At 55.4% G+C, this 11,886-nt stretch carries 10 protein-coding genes; 6 read left to right on the top strand and 4 right to left on the bottom strand.

Annotated elements, in window-relative coordinates:
* Position 1: 1 nt before the first annotated feature.
* Positions 2-2,062, bottom strand: a complete 2,061-nt coding sequence (gene ppk1 / locus NYE92_RS08620) for a polyphosphate kinase 1 (RefSeq protein WP_014605285.1) — start codon at positions 2,060-2,062, stop codon at positions 2-4.
* 154 nt (positions 2,063-2,216) lie between these two features.
* On the opposite strand from ppk1, the gene NYE92_RS08615 reads away from it, so the two are divergent.
* Genes NYE92_RS08615 through pstB form a run of 3 tightly spaced genes read left to right on the top strand, consistent with a single transcriptional unit; the run spans position 2,217 to position 6,724 of the window.
* Positions 2,217-4,313, top strand: coding sequence for an ABC transporter permease subunit (locus NYE92_RS08615; protein ID WP_019106069.1), 2,097 nt, complete (start codon positions 2,217-2,219; stop codon positions 4,311-4,313).
* Complete coding sequence (gene pstA, locus NYE92_RS08610; protein WP_078829244.1) at positions 4,310-5,944, top strand: phosphate ABC transporter permease PstA; 1,635 nt, start codon at positions 4,310-4,312, stop codon at positions 5,942-5,944. The genes NYE92_RS08615 and pstA overlap by 4 nt, the downstream gene beginning before the upstream one ends.
* Before the next feature lie 6 nt (positions 5,945-5,950).
* Positions 5,951-6,724, top strand: a complete 774-nt coding sequence (gene pstB, locus NYE92_RS08605; protein ID WP_013026705.1) for a phosphate ABC transporter ATP-binding protein PstB — start codon at positions 5,951-5,953, stop codon at positions 6,722-6,724.
* 29 nt (positions 6,725-6,753) lie between these two features.
* On the opposite strand, the gene purN is transcribed toward pstB, so the two are convergent.
* Entirely contained in the window at positions 6,754-7,392 is a 639-nt protein-coding gene (purN, locus tag NYE92_RS08600; RefSeq protein ID WP_013026704.1) for a phosphoribosylglycinamide formyltransferase, read from the bottom strand.
* A complete protein-coding gene (purM, locus tag NYE92_RS08595; RefSeq protein WP_013026703.1) occupies positions 7,389-8,429 on the bottom strand; it encodes a phosphoribosylformylglycinamidine cyclo-ligase in 1,041 nt (346 codons plus the stop codon). Before purM ends, purN begins: the two co-directional genes overlap by 4 nt.
* Before the next feature lie 230 nt (positions 8,430-8,659).
* On the opposite strand from purM, the gene upp reads away from it, so the two are divergent.
* The 3 genes from upp to hda all read left to right on the top strand — a co-directional run bounded on the left by upp (position 8,660) and on the right by hda (position 11,538).
* A complete protein-coding gene (gene upp / locus NYE92_RS08590) occupies positions 8,660-9,286 on the top strand; it encodes a uracil phosphoribosyltransferase (protein WP_013026702.1) in 627 nt (208 codons plus the stop codon).
* A gap of 159 nt (positions 9,287-9,445) precedes the next feature.
* Complete coding sequence (gene uraA / locus NYE92_RS08585; RefSeq protein ID WP_029568381.1) at positions 9,446-10,729, top strand: uracil permease; 1,284 nt, start codon at positions 9,446-9,448, stop codon at positions 10,727-10,729.
* Positions 10,730-10,761: 32 nt separating this feature from the next.
* Entirely contained in the window at positions 10,762-11,538 is a 777-nt protein-coding gene (gene hda / locus NYE92_RS08580) for a DnaA inactivator Hda (protein WP_014594292.1), read from the top strand.
* Here the strand turns inward: hda and arsC are convergent.
* Positions 11,535-11,882: an arsenate reductase (glutaredoxin) gene (arsC, locus tag NYE92_RS08575; RefSeq protein ID WP_013026699.1), complete on the bottom strand. Its 348-nt coding sequence runs from the start codon at positions 11,880-11,882 to the stop codon at positions 11,535-11,537. The genes hda and arsC overlap by 4 nt on opposite strands.
* Positions 11,883-11,886 lie beyond the last annotated feature (4 nt).

The following is an 11,886-nucleotide window of genomic DNA, read 5'->3' as shown; positions in this document are numbered from 1 at the left end:
GTTATTCAGGTTGTTCCAGCTTCTTAATGTAATCGTAAATGGCCATCTGCGACCGTACTTTACGACGATTACCGCGCTGAACGTACTGGTTAGTCAGCTCTTTATCCACAACACGTGCTTTAACGGTGTCGCTAAGCTGAATAGCAATAATGTCCAGGATGCGCTGCTTTATCTGTGGATCAAGGATCGCCACGGCCACTTCGATGCGATAATCAATGTTACGCGTCATCCAGTCCGCGGACGAGAGAAACACTTTCTTATCACCACCGTTTTCAAAAATGTATACGCGGTCGTGTTCCAGGAAGCGGTCAACAATACTGATCACACGAATGTTTTCACTGATCCCGGGCAAGTCTGGAATCAATGAGCACATTCCGCGCACCAGTAAATTAACATTTACGCCAACGCTGGATGCGGTATAAAGCCTGTCTACCAGCCCTTTGTCCACCAGGTTGTTAATTTTCAGCGTAATCCCACTAGGGCGTTTTTGCTGCGCGTTGGCGATTTCGTTATCGATCAAATCATACAACATGCGACGCGAGTTTTGCGGAGAAACCATTAAATGGTCAAAGGTCACCGGGCGATAGGGATTTTCAATAAAGTTGAAGACCCGGCGCACTTCATTGGTGATACGCGCATCGGCGGTTAACAGGGAATAGTCCGTGTAAAGGCGTGCCGTTTTTTCATTGAAGTTACCCGTACCGATGTGGGCGTAGCGCACGATCTCCTCGCCTTCCCGGCGGGAAATCAAAAACAGCTTGGCGTGAATCTTCAGCCCGGGCGCGGAGAAAATAACGTGTACACCGGCTTCCGTCAGGCGTTTTGCCCAGTAAATATTGGCTTCTTCGTCGAAACGGGCCTGCAGCTCGACTACAACGGTCACCTTTTTCCCGTTATAGGCGGCATGAATCATCGCATCCATAATGCGCGAATGCTTGGCAACGCGGTAAATATTGATTTTGATCGCCAGCACGCTCGGGTCGAATGACGCCTGACGTAACAGTTCAAGAACATGCTCGAAGGTGTGGTACGGATAGTAAAGCAGCACGTCGCGATTACGAATGGCATCGAAACCGTTGCGGAAACCGTCAAAGCCAATATGGCGGATTTGCGGCATCGGCCGGTTAATCAGGTTGTTCTTCCCGACATTAGGGAAGCCGATAAAATCTTTAAAGTTGTGGTAGCGCCCCCCCGCCAACACGGAGTCGTAATTTGAAATCGACAGCTTGTCGCACAGCAGCGCCACCATCGAATCCGGCATGTCGCGCTGATAAACAAAACGCACCGGTTCAGCGGTCAGACGCTGTTTCAGGCTGGATGACATCAGTTCCAGCAGGCTGGATTCCATTTCTGTCACCAGGTCGTACTCCGCATCACGCGTCATTTTCATCGAATAGGCGTTGAGCGTGTCGTAGTCATAGAAACCTTTAAAAATATCATCCAGACAATACCGCAGGATGTTATCAAGCAGGATCATAGGTTTACGGCGACGGGGAGGTTCGGCTGGCAGATTGATGAAGCGTGGCACTTTATCCGATGGAATTTCCAGCAGGGCGTACTGAATATCCTGACCGCGAATAATTTCAACCGCCAGGTAGGTGTAATCGTCTTTCAGAAACTCGGTTAAATCGGTTTCATGAGTAATCAAAATCGGCGTGATGTGCTGACGCAGCTCATGCTTAAAGTAGTGGCGCAGCCAGCTTTGCTGGTTAGGTGACAGCTGACGTTCGTTTATCAGGAATATTTGATTACGCGCCATCTCCAGCAGCAGGTCGTTATACAGGGCGTCAAATTCCTGATCTGACTTCAGGACGCGCTGTTGGATCTTTTTTAACAAATGGCGTGGCGTGCTGGCGGAGCCTTGCTCTTCGCCAATCAGGATACGGCGTTTCAGATCGGCAAAACGTACCTTGTAAAATTCGTCGAGGTTGTTCGAGTAAATACCTAAAAAACGCATACGTTCAATCAGCGGATTACCTTTATCTGCCGCTTCCTGCAAAACACGTTCGTTGAAGCACAACCAGCTCATTTCTTTTTCGATATAAAGCTTTACCTGACCCATTCTCACTCCGTATGACGGTTGCAGGACTGACGACGATACAGTATCCAACAGCATTATGGCGAGAGTATGGCAGGGTTGTCCAACAGCAAAAGTTGTCTTATCAACCAGCTACGGGCAACATAGCGACTCATTTCCGCCGCATAACCAGGGCCGCATGAGCGTAAACCATATTCCTGTGCAGTTTAGCGATCGCCGACGTCGTGCTATTGACCGTTTCACGCGGCGCCTCGTCACGTGTTGCGGAGCGGCCATTCTGCTACTGATGATGCTGTTGTTCTTTTGGTTGCTTTGGGTGGTCCTGCCGTTATTCAGCGCGCCGGGCGTGCAAAGCGTCAGCAGCCAACGTCTGTGGGATTCGGCACCGGCTCTGGCGATCGGCAATCTGGGCGACGTAGGCTGGCGCATCAGCCGCGACGGAAAGGCGCGCTTTATTCCGCTGAACGGACAACCGGCAGCTCCGGCATTAGGGCTTTCGCCCGTGCCGGAGCAGATCGTAACCAGCGCAGACGACAAGACGTTGCTGCTTAATGCCCAGGGCAGTTTAACCCTGCTGCAACCGGTGATAAGCCAGGGCGAAGGCGAATGGCATTTCCCATTGGGCGATAAGGTGTTTCGCCTGCCACAGGGCGGAATAAAAAAGATGGCGCTGGCCACGATTAGCCCTGACCAGTGGCGCATCGCCGCCTCCGGTGAGTCCGGAGTAAACCTACTGACGCTGGGCACCGACCAGCAGGCGTCGCTGATTACGCTACCGGCCCAGCAACCTCAGCATCTGTTACTGTCGCCCAAAGGCGACCTGCTGTATACCACCGAAGGTAACCTGCTGCAGGTCTGGCAAATTGATGACGGGCGAGCCTGGCTGCGCGAAACGCAGACGCTGGCTCAGCCGCCCCGGCAGTTGCTGTTACTGGCTGGCGGGCAAAGCCTGCTGATCCAGGATGACAGCGGCATTTCTCAGTGGTTCTCCATAGCGGGTCAACACGGCCTGCGCTTACACCGCATCCGGACCTTTGAGCACAGCGCCGGACAGGCCACGATGATCGGTGAGCCACAGCGACGGGTATTTGCCACGGTTGATCAGACCGGGATGCTGAAGGTGTTTGCCAGTAAACAGAACGGGCCTATCCTGCAACGGCAGCTGGCCGCTGGTATTCTTCAGGCCCAATTCTCCCCCCGTGGTGACAGCCTGCTGCTGGAGCGGCAGTCAGGCTGGGAAACGCTGAAGCTGACGAATCCCTGGCCGGATGTGACCTGGCGTAATTTCTGGCAAAAAATCTGGTATGAAAACTATCCCAAGGCCGACTGGGTCTGGCAATCCACCAATGCCGGAGACAGCTACCAGGCGAAATTCAGCCTGATCCCAATGGTCGTGGGCACGCTTAAAGCGGCCAGTATGGCTCTGCTGTTTGCCACGCCGCTGGCGCTGGCCGCCGCGATGTATACCGCGTGGTTTATGGCACCGGGCCTGCGTCGTTGGGTTAAGCCCGCCATTGAGATGATGGGGGCGCTGCCCAGCGTGGTGATCGGACTGATCGCCGGATTATGGTTAGCGCCGCACGTAGGCCAGGCGTTAGTGGGCGTGCTGCTGCTGCCCGTGACGCTTGCCGGCAGCCTGCTCGGCTGTGGCGTAGTGAGCCGTCGCCTGCCTGAGCGCTGGCGCCAGCCAGGACGAGAGGTGTTGTTGCTTCTGCCTGTGCTGCTGAGTGTCACTCTGCTGACGTTAGGGTTGCCGACCCTGATCGTACCCGATGCCGGCGACTGGCTACCGCATTACGCGCAACGTAACCTGTTGGTGGCGGCGCTGGCGATGGGGTTTGCGCTGGTACCGTTAATTTTTACCCTGGCTGAGGATGCCCTGTTTAGCGTGCCGGCTTCGCTGGGACAAGGATCGCTGGCGCTGGGTGCCACGCCCTGGCAAACCCTGACGCGAGTTGTGCTGCCGGGCGCGTCGGCGGGGATTTTTGCCGCCTTGATGATTGGCTTTGGCAGGGCGGTCGGCGAAACCATGATTTTATTAATGGCGACGGGTAATACGCCGCAAAGTGAAGGCGGCTTGTTCAGCGGCCTGCGTACGCTTTCCGCCAACATCGCGATCGAGATGCCTGAAGCGGCCGTGGGCAGCGCCCATTACCGAATTTTGTTCCTGAGTGCGTTTTTATTGCTGATATTTACGTTAATGATTAATACCCTGGCAGAACTTATCCGGCAGCGCCTGCGTCATCGCTTTAGTCAGTACAAGGAGCAGGCATGACGGTGATGCGACAAAACGACCGCTGGCGCTGGTTAACGGCCGGGGCCGTGACGGTGTGCCTGTTGGCGTTTACCTTATTGATAGGATTGCTGGGATGGCAGGGGCTGCGTACCTTTTGGCCTCATAAGGTTGAGCTCTATACCTTTACGCAGCCTGACGGCAGTCACACCCGGCTGCTGGGTGAAACCCTTGAGCGGCAGTCACAGTATCCGGCCCCGGCTGGCAATGCAGATGACCCGCACGCGACGCTGCATCGCTATTTGATTAAAACCGGCAACCGTGACTGGGCCGCACCGGATTTTCGTATTGCGCTCAGCAAGAATACACCGGCAGTCAGCCAGCCTGAGGCCATCATGGTGTTACAGCGCCGCAGTCACGGCAATGCTTACGGCTGGCTTGTGGGCCTGCGCGAAGACAATGAAGCGCTGACGGCCAAAAACATCAATGCACTTTTACAGCAGCGCCTTGAACAGGTGCAGATTCTGGTACGTCAGGCCAACGAAATCCGTCGTGTTGATATGGCCCGGCTGAATCAGCAACTGGATCAGCTAGACGATCAGGCTGAACAGCAGCGTGAGGCAAAGCAGTTTGATTTGCAGGCGCAGTCAGAATATGACGCCAATCAGGCTGCACTTGAGCGTCGGCTTATTCAACTCAATGACAGGCTGAACAATCTGCAAGATGAAAGTCAGCGTGACGCCTTAATTCTGCGTGACGTTAACGGTATCGAGCACAGTATCCCGCTGTCGCAGATCGTGGCGGCCTGGCAACCCAATGCCATGAAGTTGACAGAAAAAACAGGGCACTTTTTCCACCAACTGTGGCGCTTCGTCAGTGATTCGCCTGCCGAGGGCGAAAGCGATTTTGGCGTTTTCCCCGCCATCTTCGGCACGGTTCTGATGGTTCTGCTGATGTCCGTGGTTGTCATGCCGTTGGGGGTGATTGCAGCCGTCTGGCTGCATGAATATGCCGGACGCAATGCCTTGACCCGACTGGTACGCATCGCGGTGGTAAACCTGGCGGGCGTGCCATCCATTGTCTATGGTGTGTTCGGACTGGGCTTCTTTGTCTGGCTGGTGGGCGGTTCGGTCGATCGGCTGTTCTACAGCAGCGCGCTGCCGAATCCCACCTTCGGCACGCCGGGCTTGCTCTGGGCATCGCTCACGTTGGCCCTGCTGACCCTGCCGGTGGTGATCGTGGCAACGGAAGAGGGCTTATCCCGCATACCGAACAGCCTGAGACAGGGATCGCTGGCGCTCGGGGCGACGCAGGCCGAAACCTTATGGAACGTGGTGCTGCCGATGGCGGTTCCGGCGATGTTAACCGGGCTGATTCTGGCGGTAGCGCGCGCCGCGGGCGAAACCGCGCCATTGATGCTGGTCGGCGTGGTAAAAATGGTACCGGAATTACCGGTTGATGCGGTGTTTCCCTATCTGCACCTCGACAGAAAATTTATGCATCTGGGCTTTCAGATTTATGATTTAGCCTTTCAAAGCCCCAATACCGAAGCCGACCGGCCGCTGGTGTTTGCCACGGCGCTGCTGCTGGTGCTCATTATTCTGTTGCTGAACCTGCTAGCCATGGGCCTGCGTCACCGTCTGCGTGAACGCTATCGCCTGATGACTCAATAACTGACGATGACTACAATGCCCGAAACTGATATTGCGCTAACCGTTGATCACCTTTCGCTCTGGTATGGTGAGCGCCAGGTGCTTCAGGATGTCTCGCTGCAGCTACCCAAAAACCGTATTACCGCCCTGATTGGGCCGTCCGGCTGCGGCAAATCAACGTTGCTGCGCTGCTTTAATCGTATGAATGACGTGATCGATAACTGCCGCATCGACGGCGAGATTCTTCTGGAGCAGCAGTCGATCATGCGGCCTGCCCAGGATGTCTCTGCGCTGCGTCGCCGGGTCGGTATGGTTTTCCAGCGGCCCAATCCTTTTCCGAAGTCGGTCTACGAAAACGTGGTGTACGGATTGCGCTTGCAGGGCGTGCGCGACAAGCGGGTACTGAATGAGGCCTGTGAACGCGCACTCCGTGCGGCGGCGTTATGGGGAGAAGTGAAAGATCAGCTGGCACAGAATGCCCTGACGCTCTCCACGGGGCAGCAGCAGAGGCTGGTTATCGCCCGCGCCATTGCGATTGAGCCGGACGTGCTGTTACTGGATGAGCCGACGTCGGCGCTGGACCCGATTTCAACGCTGGTGATCGAAGAACTGATGAGCACCCTGAAACAGCACTTCACGCTGGTGCTGGTCACCCATAATATGCAGCAGGCCTCACGTGTGTCGGATTACACGGCCTTTATGCATCAGGGATCGCTGGTGGAGTTCGACACAACAGACAAGATTTTCACGACGCCGAAGGTGCGCCGGACGGAAGATTACATCACCGGACGCTATGGCTGAAAAGGGCAGGGAGCCTGGCTCCCTGCCTGTTACTCGTGGGCGTAGCCCTGAAGCGGTAACGGCTTACCATCCAGCCAGGCCTTTCCCTCACGCATGGCCAGGCGGCCTTCAACAAACCAGTTAATTACCAGCGGATAGATGGCATGTTCCTGATGTTGTACGCGCTCGGTAATGTCCGCTTCGCTGTCTTCGGCAAAAACGGGCACCTTGGCCTGCAGAATCACCGGACCACCGTCCAGTTCATCCGTTACGAAATGCACTGACGTGCCATGCTCCGCATCGCCATTTTCCAGGGCCTGGCGGTGAGTATGCAGTCCGGGATATTTGGGCAGGAGCGACGGGTGAATATTCAGCAGTCGGTCGTGATAATGCGCCACAAAACCCGGGCTTAAAATGCGCATATATCCTGCCAGCACCACAACATCCGGCGCACAGGCGTCGATCTCACGCATAAGCTGGCGATCAAAACTTTCACGGTCGCTAAAGTCACGGGCGTCCAGGGCAATAGCCGGAATGCCTGCCCGCTCTGCGCGGACTAAGCCATAGGCGGAGGCTTTATTACTGAACACGGCAGCGACGCTGCCGTGAATACGCCCGTTTGCACAGGCGTCAAGGATGGACTGAAGATTACTTCCGTTGCCGGAGATCAGCACAACCAGCTTTTTCATGACGTGATGACCACACGCTCTTCCGCTTCTGATGCCTTAATCACGCCGATTTTCCAGGCATTTTCACCGGCGGCGCGCATTAGTTCAACGGCTTTATCCGCGTCGGCAGGGCTCAGAGCAATCAGCATACCCACGCCACAGTTGAACGTACGGTACATTTCGTGACGGCTGACGTTACCAGCCTGCTGCATCCAGCTAAACACAGCCGGCCATTCCCAGCTTTTTTCGTCAATCACGGCCTGGGTGTTATCGGGCAGCACGCGTGGAATGTTTTCCCAGAAGCCGCCGCCGGTGAGATGCGCGATAGCATGCACATCGACCTGTTCGATCAGGCTCAGAATGTTTTTGACATAAATGCGGGTAGGTTCCAGCAAATGATCGGCCAGCGGTTTGCCTTCGAGCTGCTCAACCTGCGGATCGGTCCCGCTGACTTCCAGAATTTTGCGCACCAGAGAATAACCATTGGAGTGCGGGCCGCTGGAGCCTAATGCGATCAGGACATCGCCGTCCTGCACTTTGCTGCCGTCAATGATTTCTGATTTCTCAACGACGCCAACGCAGAAGCCGGCCACGTCGTAGTCTTCGCCATGATACATGCCCGGCATTTCGGCCGTTTCGCCGCCCACCAGTGCACAGCCTGACTGCAGGCAACCCTCGGCGATACCGGTGATGACCGCCGACGCGGTATCCACATCCAGTTTGCCGGTGGCGTAGTAATCCAGGAAGAAGAGCGGTTCAGCGCCTTGTACCACCAGATCGTTGACACACATCGCGACCAGATCAATGCCGATAGCATCGTGGCGCTTAAGATCCATCGCCAGACGCAGTTTGGTGCCTACGCCGTCGGTGCCGGAGACCAGCACGGGTTCACGGTATTTTTGCGGCAGCGCACAAAGCGCACCGAAGCCGCCTAGTCCACCCATGACTTCCGGGCGACGCGTCTTTTTCACTACGCCTTTAATACGGTCAACCAGAGCGTTACCAGCATCAATATCAACACCGGCGTCTTTGTAACTGAGAGAGGTCTTGTCGGTCACTGCGAGGTCCCCACGCGAGTTGCGGTTGGTGGTTTAATATAAAGCGCGGCAATTCTACCAGCGCAGGCAAACGTTTGCGAGTCTCAGATTGCGTCCCCGGCGATTTTCATCAATCCTTACTTTGCCATGACAAAATGCCTCTGATTGCGCAAGCACATGTGGCACTGCGGCGAAAAGGCGGTATAATCCCGCGATTTTTTTTTAGCTCAACTCACTCCGGGAGAACAACAATGAAGATCGTGGAAGTCAAACACCCGCTGGTCAAACATAAACTGGGACTGATGCGTGAGCATGATATCAGTACAAAGCGTTTCCGCGAGCTGGCCTCTGAAGTCGGCAGTCTGCTGACGTATGAAGCGACCGCCGATCTGGAAACCGAAAAGGTCACCATTGAGGGCTGGAATGGCCCGGTTCAGGTTGATCAAATCAAAGGTAAAAAAATCACCGTCGTGCCTATTCTGCGTGCCGGTCTGGGCATGATGGAAGGCGTACTGGAGCACGTACCCAGCGCGCGCATCAGCGTTGTTGGCGTCTACCGTGATGAAGAAACGCTGGAGCCGGTGCCTTACTTCCAGAAACTGGTTTCGAATATCGAAGAGCGCCTGGCACTGGTGGTTGACCCCATGCTGGCCACGGGCGGCTCAATGATTGCCACGATAGACCTGTTAAAGAAAGCGGGCTGCAGCAGTATCAAAGTGCTGGTGCTGGTTGCGGCACCTGAAGGGATTGCCGCGCTGGAAAAAGCGCATCCGGATGTGGAGCTTTACACCGCTTCTGTGGATCAGGGGCTTAACGACAAGGGTTATATCATCCCAGGCCTGGGTGATGCCGGTGATAAAATCTTCGGCACCAAGTAATGACGAAAATCCGCGGCGCCATGCATCACGCTGTTTTCAGCCTGCAGAAGCAGGCCGAGCCGCTTTTTTCTGTTGTAACACATAAAGAAATGAACCAGCCGACCAGAGAGTCGGCTTTTTTTTGCCTGAAAACAGACCACTCACTCAAGGGGACTTTTAATGACTCGTCGCGCTATCGGCGTTAGCGAACGGCCGCCATTACTGCAAACGATTCCGCTCAGCCTGCAGCATCTGTTCGCCATGTTTGGCGCCACCGTGTTAGTGCCAATTCTGTTCCACATCAATCCGGCGACGGTATTGCTGTTTAACGGTATCGGCACGCTGCTGTACCTGTTTATTTGTAAGGGAAAAATCCCCGCCTATCTGGGTTCCAGCTTTGCCTTTATTTCACCCGTGTTGCTCCTGCTGCCGCTGGGTTATGAAGTGGCGCTGGGCGGTTTTATTCTGTGTGGCGTGTTGTTCTGCCTTGTCGCGCTGATCGTTAAAAAAGCCGGAACAGGCTGGCTGGACGTGATGTTTCCGCCAGCAGCAATGGGGGCCATCGTTGCCGTCATTGGTCTGGAACTGGCTGGCGTGGCCGCGAATATGGCGGGGCTGCTTCCAGCCGAAGGCCAGTCGCCAAACGGCACAACCGTGTTGATTTCGCTGGTGACCCTGGCGGTTACCGTTTTTGGATCGGTTTTATTCCGTGGATTTATGGCGATCATTCCTATCCTGATCGGTGTGCTGGCCGGTTACGCGCTTTCCGCCTTCATGGGCATCGTGGACTGGAGCGGTGTTGAACAGGCGCACTGGTTTGCCTTGCCGACGTTTTATACGCCGCGCTTTGAATGGATTGCCATGTTGACCATTCTGCCCGCCGCTCTGGTGGTCATTGCCGAGCATGTGGGCCATCTGGTCGTGACGGCGAATATCGTTAAAAGAGATCTGGTGCGCGATCCCGGACTGCATCGTTCCATGTTCGCCAATGGCTTATCGACGGTCATTTCCGGGTTCTTTGGATCCACCCCGAACACGACATACGGCGAAAACATTGGCGTCATGGCGATTACCCGCGTTTACAGTACCTGGGTGATTGGCGGCGCGGCCATTTTCGCGATTTTACTCTCCTGCGTCGGCAAACTGGCGGCCGCTATTCAGGCGATTCCGGTGCCGGTGATGGGCGGCGTATCCCTGCTGCTGTATGGCGTTATCGGCGCGTCAGGTATCCGTGTCCTGATTGAGTCCAAAGTGGATTACAACAAAGCGCAAAACCTGATTCTGACCTCCGTTATCCTGATTATTGGCGTCAGCGGGGCGAAAGTGCATATCGGGGCTGCCGAGCTGAAAGGCATGGCGCTGGCCACGCTGGTCGGCGTTGCGCTGGCTTTAATTTTTCGCGTCATTTCCCTCCTGCGTCCAGAAGAAGTGATTCTGGATGCGGAAGACAACCGCGAGCCGTAATCCCACCGTCAGCGGTCAAAAGTCGGGCAGGGATGCCCGATTCATCTCTGGCCGAAAACTATGATAGACTTGCCCCGATTTTTGCTTGTTCTCTTGCTGAGGTGCTTCTGAACACGCCGGCACAATTGTCATTGCCACTCTATTTACCTGACGACGAAACCTTCGCCAGCTTCTGGCCGGGTGAAAACCCCTCGCTTATTGCCGCGATTAAGGGTGCGCTTAGCCAGCAACATGGCAGCTATCTTTATTTCTGGTCTCGTGAAGGGGGCGGTCGCAGCCATCTGCTGCATGCCGCCTGCGCTGAAATGTCTGCACGCGGCGAAGCCGTGGGCTATGTGCCGCTCGATAAACGCACCTGGTTTGTCCCGGACGTGCTGGAAGGCATGGAGCAACTGCCGCTGGTTTGCATCGATAATATTCAGTGCATTGCGGGAGAAGAGGCCTGGGAAATGGCGATTTTCGATCTTTATAACCGTATTCTGGAAACCGGAAATACCCGGTTGTTTATTACCGGCGATCGTCCTCCGCGTCAGCTCAATCTGCATCTGCCCGATCTGGCATCGCGCCTCGACTGGGGGCAGATTTATCGTCTACAGCCGCTCTCCGATGAGGATAAACTGCAGGCTTTACAGCTGCGCGCCGGACTGCGGGGATTTGAACTGCCTGAAGACGTCGGGCGCTTTTTGCTAAAGCGCCTTGACCGAGAAATGCGCACGCTGTTTGATACGTTGGATCGTCTCGACAGCGCATCCATTAGCGCCCAGCGTAAGCTGACGATTCCCTTCGTAAAAGAAACCCTTGGCCTCTAAAGGATTTCCAGTACCGCTTCTGGCGGACGTCCCAGGCGGGCGCGATCGCCGTTGATCACAATCGGTCGCTCAATCAGTTTGGGATTTTCCAGCAGCGCGTCCAGCAACGCGCTTTCCCCGATGTCAGGCCGATCCAGCCCCAGCGCCGCATAAAGCGGATCCTTACGACGCATTAACTCACGGGCACTTTGCATACCCAGCTTTTGCAGCAGGATCTGTAACGTCTGGCGATCCGGCGGCGTGTCCAGATAGTGCACGATCTCCGGGGCGATGCCGCGCTCTGCTAGCAGCGCCAGGGTTTCCCGGCTCTTGCTGCAGCGCGGATTATGATAAAAGGTCACCATACTG

Origin of the sequence: Pantoea sp. B566, from assembly GCF_024793925.1 — a bacterium.
Taxonomy (GTDB): Bacteria; Pseudomonadota; Gammaproteobacteria; order Enterobacterales; family Enterobacteriaceae; genus Pantoea; species Pantoea ananatis.
Note: the sequence above shows the minus strand (reverse complement) of the source record. Positions and strands in the feature narration are given on the sequence as shown.

Coding starts and splice junctions, on each gene's coding strand:
- ppk1 (WP_014605285.1), bottom strand. CDS start 2,062: ATGGGTCAGGTAAAGCTTTATATCGAAAAAGAAATGAGCTGGTTGTGC.
- NYE92_RS08615 (WP_019106069.1), top strand. CDS start 2,217: ATGAGCGTAAACCATATTCCTGTGCAGTTTAGCGATCGCCGACGTCGT.
- pstA (WP_078829244.1), top strand. CDS start 4,310: ATGACGGTGATGCGACAAAACGACCGCTGGCGCTGGTTAACGGCCGGG.
- pstB (WP_013026705.1), top strand. CDS start 5,951: ATGACTACAATGCCCGAAACTGATATTGCGCTAACCGTTGATCACCTT.
- purN (WP_013026704.1), bottom strand. CDS start 7,392: ATGAAAAAGCTGGTTGTGCTGATCTCCGGCAACGGAAGTAATCTTCAG.
- upp (WP_013026702.1), top strand. CDS start 8,660: ATGAAGATCGTGGAAGTCAAACACCCGCTGGTCAAACATAAACTGGGA.
- uraA (WP_029568381.1), top strand. CDS start 9,446: ATGACTCGTCGCGCTATCGGCGTTAGCGAACGGCCGCCATTACTGCAA.
- hda (WP_014594292.1), top strand. CDS start 10,762: ATGCCCGATTCATCTCTGGCCGAAAACTATGATAGACTTGCCCCGATT.
- arsC (WP_013026699.1), bottom strand. CDS start 11,882: ATGGTGACCTTTTATCATAATCCGCGCTGCAGCAAGAGCCGGGAAACC.